This is a genomic window from Flavobacterium sp. (assembly GCF_049590715.1).
Taxonomy (GTDB): Bacteria; Bacteroidota; Bacteroidia; order Flavobacteriales; family Flavobacteriaceae; genus Flavobacterium.
The window spans coordinates 1-21155 of record NZ_JBAWDL010000346.1 but is presented as its reverse complement, the minus strand read 5'-3'; the positions used below and the strand labels follow the sequence as shown (position 1 = coordinate 21155).

The window sequence follows — 21155 nt, the reverse complement described above, 5'->3', positions numbered from 1 at the left end:
ATCATGAATAATATTAGAAAAATAAAATACGCAGGCTTTGCCTGCGTATTAATTAGCTTAGCGAGTTGTAAACTTCCTTCTGTTGTAACAAAAGAAGAAAATAAAATTGTTCCTGCAGGGTTTGCGGGGGCTTCGCAAGATTCGACTAATACAGCAAGTATACAATGGAAAACGTATTTTACAGATTCTTATCTTGAAAGTTTAATCAGTACTGCTTTGGAAAACAATCAGGAATTGAATATTACACTACAAGAAATTGCAATTGCTAGAAACGAAGTGAGAGCTCGTAAAGGAGAATACTTACCGTTTGTAGGGGTAAATGCAGGAGCTGGAGTTGATAAAGTGGGAAGATATACGAGCAAAGGTTCCAGTGAAGCAAATACTGAAATCATGCCAGGAAAAGAAACACCAGATCCTTTGGCTGATTATAGTTTTGGTCTTTCTGCAAGTTGGGAAATTGATATTTGGAACAAATTACACAATGCCAAAAAATCAGCTTTGAGTCATTACCTGGCTACCGTTGAAGGAAAGAATTTTGTCGTTACTAATTTGATTGCTGAAATTTCAAATTCTTATTATGAGCTATTGGCTTTAGACAACCAATTGGAGATTGCAAAGCAAAATATCGAAATTCAATCGAATGCTTTAGCAATTGTTAAAATACAAAAAGAGTCGGCTCGTGTAACTGAATTAGCAGTACGTCGTTTTGAAGCACAAGTACTGAAAACTAAAAGTTTGCAGTTCTCTATTCAACAACAAATTACGGAGACTGAAAATAAAATTAATTTCTTACTAGGCCGATTTCCACAAACTATTGAGAGAGATCATACTGCATTTGAAGCACTTACACCAGCAACTGTTCATGCAGGTATCCCTTCTCAATTATTAGAAAACAGACCTGATATTAAACAAGCTGAATTAGAATTGATGGCATCAAAATTAGATATTAAAGTAGCCAAAGCACGATTTTATCCTTCTTTAGGAATTTCAGCTGGGATAGGGTATCAAGCTTTCAATGCAAAATATTTATTGGATACACCTGAGTCTTTATTGTATTCGTTTGCAGGAGATTTAGTAGCACCATTAGTTAATAGAAATGCCATCAAAGCGATGTACTTAAGTGCTAGCGCTAAACAAATTCAAGCGGTTTATAATTACGAAAGAACACTTGTTAATGCTTATGTTGAGGTTGCTAATCAATTAGCTAAAATTAAAAACATGGAGCAAAGTTATAATTTGAAATCACAACAAGTGCAAGCTTTAAATGAGTCGGTAACGATTTCTAATACTTTATTCCGTTCAGCTAGAGCTGATTATATGGAAGTTTTATTAACACAACGTGAAGCTTTAGAATCAAAATTCGAGCTTATCGAAACCAAAAAACAACAAATGAACGCATTTGTTAATGTTTACAGAGCATTAGGTGGAGGATGGAAATAAATTCCTCCTTAATTAGTTTGTTTTGTGTTTACTTGTGAGAGAAAGGGGCTGTCTGAAAAGGCAGCCTCTTTTGATTTTATAGAACTACTTTTTTGGAAATATGAATAAAGTTTTAATGACGCAGAGCTTAATTCTTTTTACCCAAAGTATATTTTTCAGTATGTGGTTTTTTCAATTGTAATCCTGAAATTTCAGTAATCAAGCGATTTGGAACTGAAACGTTGTATTTTATTAGTTGTGGATAATCGTTAGTTTTATTTTCAAAAACCAGTTGATTTTCTGCTACTTCTTTGTACAAGAAAATGATTGGTTCATCGTTGTTTTGTCCTTTGATAAATGTTTTATAGGTCAGGTTTTCGCCTAATTGCTCTATAGTCATCGTTTCATGATGAAGTGTGTCTTTGCCTTTCAGAAAGAAACATTTTCCATTATACATACTATCGTTGACTTTTACCCAGTTCTCTGATAAAATACCATCTGATAATTTAACTTCCCAATTTCCTAATAACCCTTGCGTGGATTGAATAAGTTCTTTGTCTGATTTAGAACTGTTGTTGTTACAGGAAGCTAAAGCAGTAAGAAGCAATAAAAGAGTCATTTTTTGAACCATTTTTCAATTATTAAGTGTCATTGTTTTGAATGGCTAAATTATAAAAAAATAGAATAGAGAATGATTTTTGTTTTTGAATGGTAAATGATTGATACAGAGACGATCCGTGTAAATAGGTACTGCCGTGGCTTTCTACTATAAATTATTTTTCAAAATTTCATACACCAATTCTTTGGTCGGTTTTTGCCCATTGATTTTCTCTCGTACCAAATCAAAAGTTACTTTAAAATTACAACCGCTTTTATAGTCACTGCAACCGTAAGCTGTTTTTCCTTTGATTACGATTCCTTTTTGACATTTAGGACAAGGCAAATCACCTGAAGTTGCTTTTGTAGCGGGGGATGGAGTAGGGGATCCCCCTTTTTTTGGTTCCAAAACAAGATTAAAATTATCATCAAAACGCAACAAACCTTCTACTGTGCCTGCCTCTGTTTTAAAGTCTTTTAGATTGACAGTCGAACCTTTTTGTAGTAAACGCAAATATTGATTCTCGGATATTTTTTTCTCTGCAAAAGTAAAGGGTAATACCATCGTACAACCGCTTTTATATTCACTACAACCATAAGCTGATTTACCTTTGATCAAAGTTCCTTTTTTGCATTTTGGACATTTTTCAGCAGTAATTCCTGCTGCTTTCTTTTTCTCAACTTTGGCTTCTTGCTTTTGAATATTTTCTGTATGCGAAATATTAGCACGCTTGGTTTCGCTTCGAACTTCGTAAACTAAAGCATCCACCATGCGTTTCATATTATTGATAAATGCACCAGCGGTAAACGTACCTTTTTCAATGTCTTTCAGTTGCTTTTCCCAAGTTCCCGTCAACTCTGCTGATTTGATTAATTCATTCTGAATGGTGTCAATTAGTTGAATCCCAGTAGGGGTAGGTAAGACTTGTTTTTTGTTTCTTACAATGTATTGACGCTTAAATAAAGTTTCAATAATATTTGCTCGTGTTGACGGACGACCTATTCCGTTCTCTTTCATCAATTCGCGTAAATCATCGTCATCCACTTGTTTTCCTGCGGTTTCCATGGCACGTAACAAGGTTGCCTCCGTAAACTGATTGGGTGGTTTGGTTTCTTTTTCTAGAAATGAAGGTTGGTGAGGTCCTTTTTCGCCTATCACAAAATTGGGTAATATGTCGGCTTCTTTTTCTTTGGCATTTGGATCTTCAAAGACAACGCGCCATCCTTTTTTCAGAATAACTTTTCCCGTGGTTTTAAAAAGTACCTCGGCCGCTTTCCCCATTACAGTCGTATTGGCAACCAAACAATCATCGTAAAACGAAGCAATAAAACGCTTTACAATAATATCATAAACCAGTTGCTGGTTGTATTGCAAATTCGATTGAATCCCTGTGGGAATAATAGCGTGGTGATCTGTGACTTTTTTATCATTAAAAACCTTGACCGATTTTTTTATTTTTTTACCCAAAAGCGGTTGTGTCAACGCAGCATAGTTGGTCAACTTTTGCAAAATCCCGGGCACTTTTGGATAAATGTCGTTCGGTAAAAAAGTAGTATCTACTCTAGGATAGGTTACTACTTTTTGTTCGTATAGGGTTTGTGCTATTTTGAGTGTTTCTTCGGCTGAAAAGCCAAATTTAGTATTGCAATACACCTGTAAACCTGTTAAATCAAAGAGTTTTGGTGCAAATTCATTTCCATTCTTTTTATCAGTTGATACGATTTCGAATTCACTTTCTTTGACTTTATTAGCCAAAAGCTCTCCATCTTCCTTTTTCAAAAACCGACCTTCTTCGTAACTAAAAAGAGTCTCTCTATACAAGGTTTGCAATTCCCAATACGGCTGTGGTTTGAAGTTTTCAATTTCTTTAAATCGATCTACAACCATGGCAAGTGTAGGTGTTTGCACACGACCAATCGATAAAACCTGCTTGTAACCACCGTGTTTTACCGTGTACAAACGCGTCGCATTCATACCAAGCAACCAGTCGCCAATCGCTCTCGAAAAACCTGCGTAAAATAAATTATCATAATTAGCTGATGGTTTTAAATTTTCAAAACCTTCTTTGATGGCTTCAGTAGTAAGGGACGAAATCCACAAGCGTTGTACCTCTCCTTTATAATTAGCTTCGTTCATCACCCAACGCTGAATCAATTCTCCCTCTTGTCCCGCATCCCCGCAGTTTATAACCAGTTCAGCTTTGTCAAACAATCCTTTGATGATTTTAAATTGCTTCTGGATTCCAGAATTTTCTACCACTTTAGTCTCAAACTTTTCGGGTAACATAGGAAGATTATTCAAATCCCAACTTTTCCAATAAGATTTGTAATCGTTCGGTTCTTTCAAGGTGCATAAATGACCAAAAGTGTACGTTACCGCATACCCATTACCTTCAAAATACCCATCGTGCTTATTATTGGCACCCAAAACGGATGCGATTTCTCGTGCTACACTGGGTTTCTCGGCAATACAGACCTTCATTTTATTTGACTTAATTTAGAGGTGCAAATTAGGAATTTATAAGTTGGTATTAAACAGAAACGGGAAGGAGTTATGAACGAAACAGTATTTTTGCTTTTTCTTTTTTGATAAACAAACCGTTACGCAATTTTTTCAAGTCCGCCTGGAAATGGACGATAGGCATAATACTGTAAAACTTCTTCAATAGCTCTTTTTAAGGCTAAGTTCACAGGCAACATTGTTCTGCCTAATGCAAAATCAATTTGCGACAGATTCATATAATAATCAGAAAAAATGGGTATATAAAGCCCATTATGGATCGCTTCAGAAGTTTTTTGATAGTGCTCTTGTTGGTTTTCTTTGATAATTTTGCAAGTCGCTAATCTCAATTTTCCCAATTTATCTTTACTCGCTCCATACCCAAAAAGGCGGCAAATGAGTCCTCGATATTTGTAATTGGAGCATTTTCCTTTAGTCGTATTGACACTGGTCAAAGGGCGGTACAAATGGCAAGTATGACTAGGATTTTGTTCGAGTTCTATCAAGGTTTTTTCAGCTTGTCCATCTATAAAAAGATAAAAAGCCCATGGCAAAAACTCTAATGGAGATGCTTCAATGTTAGGGGTAGAACAGCATTTTCCACAACCAGCAACACAGTGTAAATGGCTTTCTTTTTGAAAAATATTGATTTCTATGTCTAGTTTTTCAAACAATTCTTCAACCAGTAACACTTTACGCTCAATATCCATTTTTTTGGTAATGTACCGCTATATAAATGGATTAGTGATTAATTGGGTTTTAATTGTGATTGTGTAAGCGTATTTTTTTGGAGCAGAATGTTTAGTGCATTCAAGAAAAATACCTCCTGCTATTCGTTACAATCTTGTGGCGGGATAAATCCCCCCGCCACAAGGATTTCCACTGCTATCAGGGCTATAAATCACGTGATTACTTTTTTTAAAGAATAAAAGTTAGCATCAAAACGAATTGCACCTCAAGGATTTATTTTTGTTCTTCAACAATCAATTTTAAAGAGTTAATATAATCAGTATCAAATTCGATAACTCTTATTTTGTTGTGTTTAAACCCCATTTCGCCCTCAAAATCACCTTCTGGACCTAAAAAGTCCATAATCAATTCATCTTCATTGAGTTCAATAAGTTTTCCTAGATAAACGGCTTTGTCTGATTTTTTGGCAATCTGAAAAATTTCATATTTTCTAGATAAAAAACTAATGATAGAAGCTAAATCCGTAAGAGGAATGATTTCCTCAGCACTTGTTTTTAACCCTTTTAGTTTGATGACTTTTTCAGTAAATTCATGATCTTTATCTTGAATAATTGCTTTCACATTTTTATTCTTCAAAATAGTAAAACCATCAATGATAAAATCAACAGGATTGTTTTTCAGCAAAATCCATTCTTCTGTCCAATCAATAAGAAAACCAGTAAATATGTCTTTTTTATCTTCAAATTCTATCGAAATCAATTGTCTTAAATATTTTTCCATAATGCAGTGTAGGTTACGCAAGCCATTAAAGCTGTACTCTGTCAATTTTAAAGTTTCAATTTAAGAATTATATTATCAGCAAAAAAGTTTTTAAAGGCAATTTATTTGATAAAATTGATTCTGAAATTATTCTCGTATATAAATGTATTTGTAAATTATGGTAACAAATATTCTAACTAAATAGAAATATTATTAATCAATTGATTTGATGATTTATATAAATTTACTATAATGAACATAGAATAGTGTTTCTAATCTGTCATATCATTTAGATTAATAAATGTTTTGTCTAGGTATTAGGTAAAGTATCTTTTATGAGAGTAAGCGTATGTTGTAAAATAATCACTGATAATACCGCTTGAAACGCTCTTTTTAGATTCGAATTTGATTTAAAAATTAGCGAATCTACAATTGTAAAACTCATGCGCTTGCTCTATATATGATATTGTTTGCTGTGTCTATAATAATAAGGAATGAATCCTAAATAGGTGGGGTGATAAAATTTAAGATTAAATAGTAATAACCCTAATTTAGGTAAATAAATTTCCTAAACCTTCTAAATTGAGATCTAAATGTTTTAATTTTAGGGGTTAGAATTTTGTATTTCTATTTTTGTGTTAAGGTACGCAAGCATTGCAGCGGTGATGGGTTTAGATAGGAAATCCAGTACCATGGGGTATTTTTTAGCTTTTTCAAAATCTTCAGGGTCAATAGTGGAAGAAAGTACTACTATGTTTGTTTTGTTATAGTCATTGTATTCGGTATTGCTGAATCTTTCCAAGAATTCCCATCCGCCCATTATAGGCATATTTAAGTCTATAAAAATTAGTTGAGGAATTACTATTGTTGCTTGTGTTTTTTTAATCTCTTGAATGTTGTTGAAGTATATAAGTGCTTCTTCTCCATTTTGGGCTGTTGCTGTCTCTTTTGAAAAACCTGTTTTAGAGATGACTTTTTTGAATAGCATTAATGTTATTGGGTCGTCATCAACACAAAGTATCTTATCTAGCATTTTATTATTTGTTTTTGAATGTTAGGGTGAAAGTTGTTCCTTTGTCAACCTCGCTGTTTATACTAATTGTTCCTCCTAGGGCTTCAACTTGCGATTTTACAAGGTATAAACCAAGACCTTTGCTATCGGGATAGTCATGGAAACGTTGATAAAGACCAAAGATTTTATCTTGATTTCTTTGGAGGTCAATTCCAATTCCATTGTCTTGGAATAGTAAAGTTAGGAGTTCATTTGTTTGTGTTGTTATTATAGTAATTTTTAAAGCTCTTTTGTTTGATCTGTATTTTAATGCATTAGAGAGTAGATTAAGTAGTATACTTTCTATATAGGCTTTATTCGTTTTTAGAGTGTTAGCATTACTGAAGTCTATTTTTAAAATAGGTCTTTGTAATTCAACTTGATATGATAGTTGACTGAATACATGTTCAAATACTTCATTAAGGAAAACGGTTTGTTTTTTGGTTGTTGTGTTGTCTTTTATGATCATAACATTTGTCAAATCATTAATTGTTTCGTTTAATAGAAAAGTTGATTTGCTAAAGCCGTACAGAATTTCTTTCAGTTCAGCATCTTCAATTGTGATGTCATCTATTAGGTTTAATAATCCTATTAGGTTTGATATTGGAGCTCTAAGATTATGTGAGGTAATGTATGAAAATTGTTTTAAATCTTTGTTGTTTTGAGTTAATTCACGTATTAACTGTTCTTTCTCTTTTTCTTGTTTCTTTTCTTTTGTGATATCTCTTTGGATGGAAATCCAATGTGAAATTTCTGTTTCTGAATTGTAAATAGGTATCATGGAAAAATGCAGCCAAAATTCTTCTCCATTTTTTTTATAGCTAATCATTTCAATAACACTTTCTTTGTGATTTTTAATGGCAACTATTATTTTTTTGATGATTTTGACATCAGTATTTTGTCCGCTTAAAAAATCAGGAGATTTATTAAGTATTTCATCTGATTTATATCCAGTCATAGTTGTAAAAGCGGGGTTTACATATACTATTTTGGGTAGTGTTCTTTTATTGAGATAGGCTTCGGTAATAACAATAGAATCCTTGGTTTGGAGAATTACGGTTTCAAGAAGTTTAAGTCTAAGTTCTTCCTCTTTTCTTTTAGTAATGTCTTGTATAGCACCAATCATTCGTATGGCTTTTCCAGCTTCGTCTTTTAGAAGAAAGCCTCTGTCAAGAACATATTTGTATTTTCCGTCTGCACATTTAAAACGATATTCGTCCTGCCACTTTTCTGTTTTTTGTTCGATGAAAGAATATAGTCTGACAGACATTTTAATGCTGTCTTCGGGGTGGATGTTTTGGAACCACCAGTTTGAATTTCCTCCTACTTGATCTTGTCCGTAGCCATAGATGCTTTTAATGCCTTTGTTCCAATGTAGTTTATCTTCTAGTATATTCCAGTCCCAAATAGTATCACTTGTGGCTTTGGCTACAATGTCATACTTTTCATTTGATTCTTTTATCTTATTATTGATTTTATTTAATTTTTCAAAAACAGTCTTACTTTTTTGATTATTTTCAATCATTATATTTCTGAAAATTAAACCAGTAAAGGTAACGAGAATAATGTCTTTAATAAAGTTAAAAGCGGCGTAGTTTTTTGGAACTATGAGTTTTAAAAAAAGCTTATGAAAAACGATTACTGCAAAGAGTGCAATAATTAAATATACAAGTGTTATTTGGTTAGATTTGTTTTTCATTACTCAAATGTAATTAATTAAAGTGAATTATAAAACAGCTATATATGTTAATTTTAAACCTGACTAAAAGTGTTTTTTAGTGCTATAATATAGTTAACTGTGTGTAAACTATTTGATAAATATTTTTTATATCAAAATAAAGTGTACCTTTGCACCCATTAAAAATCACAGATGGAATCAATTAGAAATATTGCAATTATTGCCCACGTCGATCACGGTAAAACAACTTTGGTTGATAAAATTATGTATCACTGTCAATTATTTCGTGACAACGAAAACACAGGTGACTTAATCCTTGATAACAACGACTTAGAGCGTGAAAGAGGTATTACTATTACTTCTAAGAATGTATCTGTTCAATACAAAGGAACAAAAATCAACATTATTGATACTCCTGGTCACGCCGATTTTGGTGGTGAGGTAGAGCGTGTATTAAATATGGCCGATGGTGTTTGTTTGCTTGTAGATGCATTTGAAGGTCCAATGCCACAAACGCGTTTTGTATTGCAAAAAGCCATTGACTTAGGTTTAAAACCTTGCGTTGTAATTAATAAAGTAGATAAAGAAAACTGTACTCCTGAAGAAGTTCACGAAAAAGTTTTTGACTTAATGTTTGAATTAGGAGCTACCGAAGAGCAGTTGGATTTCCCAGCAGTTTATGGTTCTGCTAAGAATAACTGGATGTCTGACCACTGGGAAAACGTAACGGATAATGTTGAAGCATTATTGGATATGGTTATCGAAAACGTACCAGCTCCAAAAGTATCAGAAGGAACACCTCAAATGTTAATCACTTCTCTTGACTTTTCAGCTTTTACAGGTCGTATCGCTATTGGTCGTCTTGAAAGAGGTATATTGAAAGAAGGAATGCCAATCTCATTAGTAAAAAGAGATGGAACTATTTCTAAATCTAGAATAAAAGAATTACATACTTTTGAAGGTCTTGGACGTAAAAAAGTAACTGAAGTAATTGCTGGAGATATTTGCGCAATCATTGGTGTAGAAGGTTTTGAAATTGGAGATACAATCGCTGATCATGAAAACCCAGAAGGTCTTGCATCTATTGCAATTGATGAGCCTACAATGAGTATGTTGTTTACAATTAATGATTCTCCTTTCTTTGGAAAAGAGGGTAAATTTGTAACTTCTCGTCACATTAGAGAACGTTTAACAAAAGAATTAGAGAAAAACTTAGCAATGAAATTGGGTGAAACTGATTCTGCTGATAAGTTTATGGTTTTTGGTCGTGGTGTATTGCACTTATCTGTTCTTATCGAAACAATGAGAAGAGAAGGATACGAATTACAAATCGGTCAACCACAAGTTATTATCAAAGAAATTGATGGTAAAAAATGTGAGCCTATCGAGGAATTAACAATCGACTTACCAGAATCACTTTCAGGTAGAGCTGTTGAATTTGTTACCATGCGTAAAGGTGAAATGCTTTCTATGGAAACTAAAGGAGAGCGTATGATTGTAAAATTCAATATTCCATCTCGTGGAATTATTGGATTGCGTAATCAATTGCTTACTGCTACAGCGGGTGAGGCTATTATGGCACACCGTTTCATAGGATATGAGCCTTACAAAGGAGAAATTGCTGGACGTAACAAAGGTTCATTAATTTCTATGGAAAAAGGAAAAGCGATTCCTTATTCTATCGATAAATTACAAGACCGTGGTAAATTCTTTGTTGAACCAAATGCAGAGATCTACGAAGGTCAAGTAATTGGAGAAAACTCTCGTGGTGATGATATGTGTGTAAACGTAACCAAAGAGAAAAAACAATCAAACGTACGTTCTTCTGGAAATGATGAAAAAGCGAGAATTATCCCGCCAATTATTTTCTCTCTTGAAGAAGCTTTAGAATACATTCAAAAAGATGAATACGTAGAATGTACTCCAAAATCTATTCGTTTAAGAAAAATTTATTTGACAGAAACTGATAGAAAAAGATTTAAAATCTAATACTATCTTTAAATACTAAAAAAGGTTGTTTGATATTTTCAAACAACCTTTTTTTTATGCTTATAATTTGAGTTTAAGAAGAAAGAGTTACTGCTTTTGGAACTAATTTTTGGAATTCACCACCATGACGGATTACATCACGTACGATACTAGAACTGATGAATGATGTACTTGCAGCGGTTAATAAAAAGACCGTTTCTATATTTGATAATTCACGATTAGTATGCGCAATGGCTTTTTCAAATTCAAAGTCGGCTGGATTGCGTAATCCACGTAAAATAAAATCTGCATTTATCTTTTGACACAATTCAATTGTTAAACCTTTGTATGTTATAACACTTATTTTTGGCTCATTCTTAAATGTTTCTTCAATGAAGCGTTTTCTTTCTTCAAGTGTAAACATGTATTTTTTCTCAGCATTGACTCCTATGGCAATTATAATTTCGTCAAATAGGGGTAAGGCTCTTTTTATAATGTCTTCATGTCCTAAGGTTATAGGGTCAAAGGATCCTGGAAATATAGCTTTTCTCATGATTTGAGTTTCATATTTTTTTTAGATTACCAAAGGTACAAAGATTTTTGTATAGACCACTTAAAGAACCTGTAATGCCTGAGTAAACGTATGAGTACTATAACCGCAGATTCACTGATTTTTAATTAATTTTGATTGCGAATAAACGACTTTAAAAGGTATTATCGCAAATTATTCGTTTCTAAAATCAAAATTTAAGATTAAAAGAAAAAATTTGTGAATCTGTGGTGTTTTTTTGACTTATGCGTTCGAACTGTGTCATACTGAATTAATTCGATTTAGAATAAAAATAAAATAACCGTCGCAAAAAAAATGTATTGTGACGGTTATTATTTTAATGCATGGCATCAGCAGGATTTATTTTATTTTTCCCTTTTTTGATTAATAACATAATTGGTATACAACATAAAAATAATAGTCCAAGATAAAGGAAAATATCCATATAAGAGAGCACTATGCTTTGTTTCATAACCGAGTAATCTATAGCTTGATAAGCTTTTTTTAATGCTTCACTAGCGCTGAAACCTTTAGACATAAATCCTCTTTGTAATTGTATAATACGTTGTTGTACTTCAAATTTGCTTCCATCTAGATTTGCAATCAAATTCACTCGATGTGATTGACTGAAACGGGTGATAAAAGTGGTGATAATTGCAATACCAAAAGAACCTCCCAATTGTCTCATCATCCCTGTAAAAGCAGCACCTTCACCAATGTTTTTTCCCGAAAGGGTAGAAAGCGAAAGCGTAGTTATAGGTACAAAAAGCAAACCTAATCCAACTCCTCTTAGAATCAATGGCCAGTATAAATGTTCTACTCCCGTGTCAGGTGTCATATTGGTATACATCATCAAACAAAAAACAAAGAAAATAGCAAAACCAATAGATACCATATAGGCTTGGGGAACTCCTTTTTGAATCATTCGTCCCACAAATGGCATCAATAGTGCAGTCGTAATCGAACCTGGGATTAGTAATAAACCAGCATCAGTTGCTGTCCATCCTAATACTGACTGGGTATAGATGGGAATAATTAAAGTTGAACCGTATAAACCAAATCCAAGAATAAAACACATTACAGTTCCAATTCTTAAGTTTCCGTCTTTCAATACACTTAAATTTACAATTGGATATTTATACGTCATTTGTCTCCAAATGAAAAGTATTAATCCAAAAAGCGAAACTAGACTAAGTGTTAAAATTAAACCATCATTGAACCAGTCGTCTTGTTGTCCGTGTTCCAAAACAAATTGTAAAGAACCTATAAACGAGGCTAATAAAATGATTCCATACCAATCGACTTGATTGGATTTTAATTTTTCACCGTATTTAGGGCTTTTTACAAAACTTAATGTTAATATCGTTGCAATAATTCCTAAGGGAATATTGATGTAAAAAATATACGGCCACGAAAAATTATCTACCAAATACCCTCCCAAAGGCGGTCCTAGAGTAGGTCCTACAATTACTCCCATACCATAAATTGCTTGTGCCATTCCACGCTTAGCAACGGGATAACTCTCGGTAATAATGGTTTGTGCCGTTACTAATAAAGCACCACCTCCTAAACCTTGTATGAATCGAAAGGCGACCAATTCCCATATATTGGTAGCATTCCCACATAAAAATGAGGCTGTGGTAAAAATCACAATTGATACGGCAAAATAATTTCGTCGTCCAAATTGTTGTGATAACCAACTTGTCATTGGAATTACAATTACATTGGCAATGGCATAAGCAGTAATTACCCAAGCTACATCAGTCAAGGTGGCACCAAGACTTCCTCTCATATTAGTCAAGGCCACATTGACAATGGTGGTATCTACAATTTCCAGCAAGGCACATAGTACTGCTGTTACCGTGATGATAATGCGTCTAAAGCCATATTCTACTAAATCGTCTTGTCCTTGTATCATTTTATTTTATATGTACGTCAACATCCACATTCATTCCTGGACGTAATAATTTTATTTTTTCAATGTCGTTATCGGCATCAATACTGATTTTAACGGGTAAACGTTGAATTGTTTTTACAAAATTTCCAGTAGCATTATCAGGCGGTAAGATGGAAAAACGAGAACCTGTAGCTGGTGAAAATGATGTAATTGTTCCTTTGAAATCATAATCAGGATATGCATCTACTTTTAAAGTTACTTTTTGTCCAGCGATCATTTTATTCAATTGTGTTTCTTTGAAATTAGCAATAACCCAAGCTTCAGTATTATTTATAATATAAAAAAGCGATTGTCCTGGTTGAACCAATTGTCCTGGTTGGATGTCAATTTTAGATACCTGACCATCAATAGCAGCAGTGACTACGGTATAAGTCAAATTCAGTTCAGCAGCTTCCAGTTGTGATTTAGCTCTTTTAATATTGGCAGCAGCTACATCCGTTTGTTTGTTGGAAACATTCGATTTAGCTTGGTACACTGATTTTTGAAAAGCAGTTGCTTTTTGTTGTTGTTGCAAAATGCGTACTTGATTTTCAGCTTCTTGCTTGTTTGCTAATGCTTGCTCGTATTGTTGTTTCGTTATCGTATGATTTTGGTACAAATTATTGTAACGATTGTAATCATTCGTAGCTAATTCTAATTTGATTTTAGCAGTTTCAATGCTTCCTTGAGCTGATTTTACATTAGCATCAGAAACAGAAACACTAGCTAAAACACTTCCGATATCCGCCTTTGAAACTTCAAAATTCCCTTCGGCTGTAGCCAAATTAGCAATCGCTTCATCAATTTTTAATCCGTATTCTTTTGAATCGATAGTAAATAAAGTATCTCCTTTTTTTACATAATCATTGTCTTTGATGTATACTTTTTTAATATAACCCGAAACTCTGGGGATAATCGGATTCATTTTTTTCTCAATTTGCGCATCATCTGTGCCTTCATGAGCCAGTGAGTGCATGTATTTGTATGTTCCGTATGTGATTACAAGGATAACTAATGTAGCTATGATTATGGTAAACTTTGTATTGGTTTTTTTATTTTTCATTTCGCTGATGATTATATTTTTGAAAGGTTGAATGTTTGATTTAATTGTCCTGAAACTGATAATAAGGCATAATATTTTTGAATACTATTGGCTTTTGATAATGTCTGATTAATTTTTGCTTCTAATTGCTCTACATCTGCTTCCAGAAGGTCATTGGTATCTGCTAGCCCATTATCGTATTTGTCTTTTAGGATTCTATAATTTTCAGTTGCTTGTTCGACTGCTTGTGTATAAACAGATCCTTGTTTTAGAGATAAGTCGTATTGTTCTATGGCGCTTTGTACGTCTATTTTGATCTTATCTGTTAGGATTGCTTCCTGTTGTTTAATTTCTTCGGCTTTGCTCTGCGCCACTTTTACATTGGTTCCATTTTTAAGAATTCCACTCAAATCATAAGAAACTCCTACTCCAAAGTTGATCGCATTTTGAACTGTTACTAGATTTTTTAAGTCCAAAGTAGTATATCCACCAATGATAGAAAGGGAAGGGTAGTATCCGCTTTTTGCTATTTTGACTTGGTCTAAGATTGCTTTTTCTTCTAAACGAATGGCTTCAAGATCTTTTCTGTTGTCCAAGGCTACTCGTTCGCTAGTAGGAATGTTATCCATTTGGAAATTAGCAAAATCACTTTCTAGGACATCTAAATTGGTTTTTGATTCCAATTTTAAGAAAGTAACCAATTCATAATTTACAGTATTTAAATCACTGATAGCACTATCTAATGACAATTGTAATTTAGATAACTGTAATTGTGCTTTTAGCAGATCATTTCTTGGTATGATTCCGTTTTTTTCTAAATCTATAAAATCAGTAACCCGTTGTTGGGCACTTTTTTTGTTTTCAGTGATCAATTCGACTGTTTTTTTTGCTTTGTACAAACGAGCGTAATAGTCAACGACTTTCATGGCTACGTCTTCTTTAGTTTGCAAAGCATTGGCTGTTTGCGCTTGGTACAAATTATCCGCTGCTTTAATACTATTTTTTAATTTAAATCCGTTGAAAATAGGAATACTAGCATTTACTTGTCCCAACATTAATTGGTTCACAGCTGGAGCCGATTCAGATGAAGTGCCAGAACTACTATTTGATTTTTGGTTTAAATTAACAGAAGCATTAGTTAATCTTTGGTATTGGCCTGAAACCTTTAAGTCAGGATATACATGATTTTTTGTTGCTTTTAACTCCAAAGCTTTGGTATTTACTTTAGTGTCTGCTAATGTGGTTTCATTGCTGTTTTTCCAAGCCAAATGAATGGCTTCTTCGAGTTTTAAACTCGTTTTTTGCTGTGCTTCGAGGGAGTTTACTAGCAACAACGAAATTCCCAGCATAATAAATGAATTAAATTTCATATACGTTAAAATTATTTGTTATAGATCTGTATGTTATCGCCTTTATTTATTGATGTTTGAAAGCAAACGCTTAATTCTTGGCAATTTCAAAAGTAAGTAATGCTATTATTGTTTGTTGAATGTGTTTGGAAAGCTGGATTTTTATATAATTGTCAAATGCTTTCTCCGTATTTAAGTCTAGTAATTCTTGGAAATACAATTTATTCATGTGGAAATGAAAAAATGTACCTAAAATGGTTGTTGGAATTAGTGGGATTATAATATCTTTTCTAAAAATCCCTTTCTTTTGTCCTTCTTCAATGATGGAGGTAAGGGATTTGAGATTTGCATGTCTAATCTCGTCTAAGGCTTTTACTTTTGACTCTTTTAATCCTTTTGATAATTCAAAGTGCAATATTCTATAAATCCCTTTATTACAGTTAATTCGGTGAATGTATAAGTCAATTACTTTTTTGATTTTTTCAATAGGTTCTAAATCTTCATTTGAAACATTTTCCATTTCAAAACGCAAATCTTTTGTTCGGTAAAAAATAAGTGCTTCTAGTAGCTTTTCTTTCGAGCCAAAATAATAAGAAACCATAGCTACATTAATTTTGGCTTCCTTTGCTATAGTTCGTATCGAAGTGCCATCAAAACCGTTTTCGGCAAAACCGTTTTCGGCAACCAAAAGGATTTCAATTTGTTTTTCGTTAAAATCGGTGTTCAAACTCATGATGTTTCTAATTTGAATACAAAATTAAACAACTGTTTAATTTAAACAGTTGTTTAATTTTTTGTTTAACAAATATTTAACAGATTAAATTGGATTGAACTGTGATGGGGAGTAATGAAACATATAAACAATTACTTACAAAAATGTGATGGTTGCATCTACTAATTCCCAAAAGTTCTTATGGAAATAGAACGTAAAAAGTAGCCCCGATAGAGCCGGTATCCTCGTAGCAGAGCGGAGAGATAAAGGCGAAAGCGGGAGGGAAGTTGTTGTGGAAATAAAAACGAACTGCTCCTAAGACTTTTTCAACAATCGCTTTCTGTAAATGTGATAATTGCGGTGAAATCGATTGTTATTAGGATAACTTCTTTTTTCGGTCATGTTATTGACAATCAAAGCGACAGCCACTAGAATTAAACAACCTATAAGTACAGGAGAAATCACGTACCAATACCCTAAGGTTTTAATTTTTTCGGTACCAATAATAGCAATCAAAGCAGTGGCTCCTCCTGGGGGGTGCAAGGTTTTAGTTACTTGCATGGCAATAATGGCAAGGGAAACACCCAAAGGTGCTGATAGCCAAACAGGTTCAGGAATCAAGGTTTGGACTGTAACACCAATAATGGCAGAAATAAGATGTCCACCAATCAAGTTACGGGGTTGCGAAAAAGGACTTTGGATAATTCCATAAATCAAAACACTTGATGCTCCAAAAGAACCAATCAAATAGACACCATCTGATCCTGGGAAATGTGTGGAATGAAAATAAGCGATACACCCAATCCCAATGAAAGAACCTATAAATGACCAAAGATGTTCTTTAAAATCAATTAAAGTCTCTTTGTATATAATATATTTCGTTTTTCGGTAGCTTCGTTTGATTTGAGTAACAGGCATTTTATTTAATCGTATTAGGAGTAAAACTATATACAGTATAAGGAATAATCATTTGAGCGGTGTATTTGGATATAAAACACACAATAAGAACAGGGAAGAACAAAATGTAGTTGTTTGTTAATCCTAAAACTAAGAACAAAGCAGTTAAAGGAGCATCAATACTAGCACTCAAAACAGCTGCCATTCCTAGAACTAAGAAATTTAAAACAATGACATTGGCATCAAAATAATGATTTAATGTAGTTGCGGTCAACAATCCTAAGAAAGCACCAATGAATAGGCTAGGAGCAAAAACACCTCCATCGCCTCCAGAAGCTAGTGTTATAGAAGTTACAATAGGTTTTAGTATTAATATAAAAGCAAAACTCATCGCAGCCGAAACGGTAAATAAGATGGGATCAGCTCCATAAATAATACTTTTAATAGCATGGTATCCTTCGCCGTAGAGTTGCGGAAACAATAATAATGACGAACTCAATATAATAGAGCCAAGAATGATTTTATACGAATAACGGTTGATTCTCAAAAATTGTCCTTTGATAAACAACACACATTTAGTTAAATAAGCCGCATTCATACCTGCTACAATTCCTAATAAAATGAAATAAGGAATAGCTTTGAGGTGCCATGTTGTGATGACAATGTTAAATAAAGGCGGTTCGTTAATGAGTGTTAATAGTGCGTAAGCAATTCCTACGGCAATACTATTTGTAAGTAAATAATAACGAGAGGTTTTTTTAGAAACGACTTCATAAGCGAAAAGCATTCCAGCGATAGGGCTACCAAACAATGCGGTAACACCTGCTGCAACACCAGCACAAATCAATTCGGTTTTATATTGTCTAAAGACATTCTTTTTTTGTTGTGCAACAGAGCCTATAGTTGCTGAAGCTACAACAGTTGAAATTTCAATTCCTGTAGATCCACCAAAAATGACCGTTATCAATCCATTGATAAAATGTGATGGAATTTTATAATTGGGTAAGTTCTTGGACTTTGATTCGGTGCTTTCAAAAACTTCTTTGATGCCTTTGTTTTCTTTCTTTTTGAATAAATAATGGCGTAAGACGTAAATCAATGACAAACCTATAAAAGGAAAGATTAGATAAAATATGAAGTTGGAATTGGCTCTTTCAAAAAAGATTTCTTCGTAATATTCAGTCATTCTTTTTAATACAATCCCCAAAAAGGACGATAAGAAACCGATTAAAACAGAAACTATTATTAATTTTTTGAGAACAATAAATTGATGATTTTTTTTGATTTTAGCCGTATTGGTCATCAGAATGTTATTTTTAGGGCTACAAAAATATAAAATCAAAAACGAAAATGTTTTAAATTTAACTTTTTTTATTGTTTTTCGAATAATTCTGTAAATTAGGGAAGGGTGTGAATAAATAGATTTCATGAAAAAAAGACAGTTCTTGCAGATTGAATGATATGAATGTTTAATAAGGGCAGGAATATGGACTGTATGTACAACGACTTTATTTATATGTTGTTTAGTGCAGATTAATTTGATTAAAATTATTAATTTCAGCGACATAAAAATTTCATATATGCTTCACATTTGTATTCTTTACATATGATAATAATACTATTTTGTATATTGAAGGAGTTTGATTCTTTCATAAAGAGATGAAAAACCCTTGAAATTAGCCTTATTATTAGACTTTAAAGCTTTAAAAACAAGAAGGAATCATTTTGATGAAATATTTTTTTAAAAACTGCTTGCTAAAAAAAAAAGTCTTTGTATATTTGCACTCGGTTTCGAAAGAACAACAAGTAAGATATATAAATAGTTTTAAAGATACAAAGCAATGAGCAAAAGAACATTTCAACCATCGAAAAGAAAAAGAAGAAATAAGCACGGATTTATGGACAGAATGGCTTCTGCGAATGGAAGAAAAGTTCTTGCTAGAAGAAGAGCTAAAGGAAGACATAAATTGACTGTTTCTTGTGATCCAAGACACAAAAAATAATGTTTTAATTAACATAAATAAGGCGTTACTTTTTTTAGTATCGCCTTTTTTTATACCTAGTCGGATAAAGGCTTGAGAACTTGTTTATCTCCACCTTTTTAGCAAAAAAAATACCCACACTTAATTATAATAAAATGCCGAAAGACACATCAATTAAATCAGTTTTAATAATAGGTTCAGGTCCTATTGTTATTGGTCAAGCTTGCGAATTTGATTATGCAGGTTCACAATCTGCACGTTCTATACGTGAGGAAGGAATAGAAGTTATTTTGATTAACTCTAACCCTGCAACGATTATGACTGACCCTTCAATGGCGGATCATATTTATTTGAAACCTTTAACAACCAAATCAATTATTGAAATCCTTAAGGAGCACCCTCAGATTGATGCTGTTTTACCTACAATGGGAGGACAAACAGCTTTGAACTTGTGTTTGGAAGCGGAAGAAAAAGGGATTTGGAATGACTTTGGAGTAAAATTGATAGGTGTTGATGTAAATGCTATTAATATTACTGAAGATAGAGAGCAGTTCAAACAATTATTGAAAAAAATTGATGTACCTACTGCACCTGCTGAAATTTGTACCTCATATTTAAGAGGTAAAGAGATTGCTCAGGAATTTGGTTTTCCTTTAGTAATTCGTCCTTCATTTACATTGGGAGGTACTGGAGCTTCTATCGTGTACAAACCAGAAGATTTTGACCGTTTGTTAACACAAGGTCTTGAAGCTTCTCCAATTCACGAAGTTTTGATAGACAAAGCTTTGATGGGATGGAAAGAATATGAATTAGAACTTTTAAGAGATAAAAATGATAATGTGGTGATTATCTGTTCGATCGAAAATATGGACCCAATGGGAATTCATACTGGAGATTCAATCACAGTAGCACCTGCAATGACATTATCTGATACGACTTTCCAAAAATTACGTGATTACGCGATCTTGATGATGCGTAGTATCGGAAACTTTGCTGGAGGGTGTAACGTACAGTTTGCGGTATCACCAGACGAAAAAGAAGATATCGTTGCCATTGAAATCAATCCACGTGTGTCTCGTTCTTCTGCTTTGGCTTCTAAAGCTACAGGGTACCCAATTGCTAAGATTGCTTCTAAACTTGCTTTAGGATACAACTTAGATGAGTTGCAAAATCAAATTACAAAATCAACTTCGGCGCTGTTTGAACCAACATTGGATTACGTTATCGTGAAAATCCCTCGTTGGAACTTTGACAAATTTGAAGGTTCTGATAGAACTTTAGGACTTCAAATGAAATCAGTAGGTGAGGTTATGGGAATTGGACGTTCGTTCCAAGAAGCATTACACAAAGCTACTCAGTCGTTAGAAATTAAACGTAACGGTCTAGGAGCTGACGGAAAAGAAAATACGAATTACGAGCAAGTAATTGAAAAATTAACGCATGCAAGTTGGGATCGTGTATTCATTATATATGATGCCATCGCAATGGGAATTCCATTGAGCCGTATCCATGAGATTACTAAAATCGATATGTGGTTCTTGAAACAATACGAAGAGCTTTATACCTTAGAAAAAGAAATTACCAAATATACAATTGCCACTTTACCAAGAGAATTGTTGCTGGAAGCGAAACAAAAAGGTTTTGCAGACAGACAAATCGCCCACATGATGAACTGTTTAGAAAGCGAAGTACACACTTTGCGTATGGATAAAAACATCAACCGTGTATTTAAGCTGGTAGATACGTGTGCAGCTGAATTTGAAGCTAAAACACCTTATTACTACTCAACTTTTGAGGCTGAAATCGAAAAAGCGGATGGTACTCGTTATGTAGATAACGAAAGTATTGTAACAGACAAAAAGAAAATCATCGTTCTAGGTTCAGGACCTAATCGTATTGGACAAGGAATCGAATTTGATTACTCTTGTGTACACGGAGTTTTAGCAGCTAAAGAGTGTGGTTACGAAACAATCATGATCAACTGTAACCCTGAAACGGTTTCAACTGATTTTGATACAGCAGACA

The 21155-nt window shown here is 33.4% G+C and carries 17 protein-coding genes; 4 read left to right on the top strand and 13 right to left on the bottom strand.

What is annotated here, in order from left to right; genetic code table 11:
• Positions 1-3 precede the first annotated feature (3 nt).
• Positions 4-1440, top strand: coding sequence for a TolC family protein (locus WBQ70_RS14765; protein ID WP_423915525.1), 1437 nt, complete (start codon positions 4-6; stop codon positions 1438-1440).
• A gap of 127 nt (positions 1441-1567) precedes the next feature.
• Here the strand turns inward: WBQ70_RS14765 and WBQ70_RS14760 are convergent, their stop codons facing one another.
• From WBQ70_RS14760 to WBQ70_RS14735, 6 genes are all read right to left on the bottom strand, one after another.
• Positions 1568-2038, bottom strand: a complete 471-nt coding sequence (locus WBQ70_RS14760; RefSeq protein ID WP_423915523.1) for a DUF6265 family protein — start codon at positions 2036-2038, stop codon at positions 1568-1570.
• Positions 2039-2185: 147 nt separating this feature from the next.
• Positions 2186-4498: a DNA topoisomerase 3 gene (locus tag WBQ70_RS14755; RefSeq protein ID WP_423915522.1), complete on the bottom strand. Its 2313-nt coding sequence runs from the start codon at positions 4496-4498 to the stop codon at positions 2186-2188.
• 119 nt (positions 4499-4617) lie between these two features.
• A complete protein-coding gene (locus WBQ70_RS14750; protein WP_423915520.1) occupies positions 4618-5226 on the bottom strand; it encodes a YkgJ family cysteine cluster protein in 609 nt (202 codons plus the stop codon).
• 253 nt (positions 5227-5479) lie between these two features.
• Positions 5480-5986 (bottom strand): hypothetical protein, encoded by a 507-nt coding sequence (locus tag WBQ70_RS14745; protein ID WP_423915518.1) that lies wholly within the window; start codon positions 5984-5986, stop codon positions 5480-5482.
• A gap of 583 nt (positions 5987-6569) precedes the next feature.
• Entirely contained in the window at positions 6570-6998 is a 429-nt protein-coding gene (locus WBQ70_RS14740; RefSeq protein WP_423915516.1) for a response regulator, read from the bottom strand.
• A 4-nt stretch (positions 6999-7002) separates the two neighbouring features.
• A complete protein-coding gene (locus WBQ70_RS14735) occupies positions 7003-8541 on the bottom strand; it encodes a PAS domain-containing sensor histidine kinase (protein ID WP_423915514.1) in 1539 nt (512 codons plus the stop codon).
• Between the two features lie 345 nt (positions 8542-8886).
• Here WBQ70_RS14735 and typA point away from each other — a divergent pair, with 345 nt between their 5' ends.
• Positions 8887-10683 carry a translational GTPase TypA gene (gene typA, locus WBQ70_RS14730; RefSeq protein ID WP_423915513.1) on the top strand — a complete coding sequence of 599 codons (1797 nt, stop codon included), beginning with the start codon at positions 8887-8889 and terminating at the stop codon, positions 10681-10683.
• A 73-nt stretch (positions 10684-10756) separates the two neighbouring features.
• Here typA and coaD read toward each other — a convergent pair whose 3' ends face one another.
• From coaD to WBQ70_RS14695, 7 genes are all read right to left on the bottom strand, one after another.
• Positions 10757-11215 (bottom strand): pantetheine-phosphate adenylyltransferase, encoded by a 459-nt coding sequence (gene coaD / locus WBQ70_RS14725; RefSeq protein ID WP_423915511.1) that lies wholly within the window; start codon positions 11213-11215, stop codon positions 10757-10759.
• A 334-nt stretch (positions 11216-11549) separates the two neighbouring features.
• A complete protein-coding gene (locus WBQ70_RS14720; RefSeq protein WP_423915510.1) occupies positions 11550-13130 on the bottom strand; it encodes an MDR family MFS transporter in 1581 nt (526 codons plus the stop codon).
• 1 nt (position 13131) lies between these two features.
• The gene (locus WBQ70_RS14715; RefSeq protein ID WP_423915508.1) at positions 13132-14211 is read right to left on the bottom strand and encodes an HlyD family secretion protein; all 1080 of its coding nucleotides are present in this window, start codon (positions 14209-14211) and stop codon (positions 13132-13134) included.
• 11 nt (positions 14212-14222) lie between these two features.
• On the bottom strand, positions 14223-15560 hold the full coding sequence (locus tag WBQ70_RS14710; protein ID WP_423915506.1) for a TolC family protein: 1338 nt from the start codon (positions 15558-15560) through the stop codon (positions 14223-14225).
• Positions 15561-15630: 70 nt separating this feature from the next.
• The gene (locus tag WBQ70_RS14705; RefSeq protein ID WP_423915504.1) at positions 15631-16272 is read right to left on the bottom strand and encodes a TetR/AcrR family transcriptional regulator; all 642 of its coding nucleotides are present in this window, start codon (positions 16270-16272) and stop codon (positions 15631-15633) included.
• A 294-nt stretch (positions 16273-16566) separates the two neighbouring features.
• Positions 16567-17169: an HPP family protein gene (locus WBQ70_RS14700; RefSeq protein WP_423915502.1), complete on the bottom strand. Its 603-nt coding sequence runs from the start codon at positions 17167-17169 to the stop codon at positions 16567-16569.
• Position 17170: 1 nt separating this feature from the next.
• Complete coding sequence (locus WBQ70_RS14695) at positions 17171-18451, bottom strand: chloride channel protein (RefSeq protein ID WP_423915500.1); 1281 nt, start codon at positions 18449-18451, stop codon at positions 17171-17173.
• Between the two features lie 538 nt (positions 18452-18989).
• Between WBQ70_RS14695 and rpmH the strand changes: the two genes are divergently transcribed.
• Both rpmH and carB read left to right on the top strand, forming a co-directional pair.
• Positions 18990-19151, top strand: coding sequence for a 50S ribosomal protein L34 (gene rpmH, locus WBQ70_RS14690; RefSeq protein WP_026706823.1), 162 nt, complete (start codon positions 18990-18992; stop codon positions 19149-19151).
• Between the two features lie 134 nt (positions 19152-19285).
• A partial coding sequence (gene carB / locus WBQ70_RS14685; protein ID WP_423915498.1) for a carbamoyl-phosphate synthase large subunit occupies positions 19286-21155 on the top strand: 1870 nt, incomplete at its 3' end.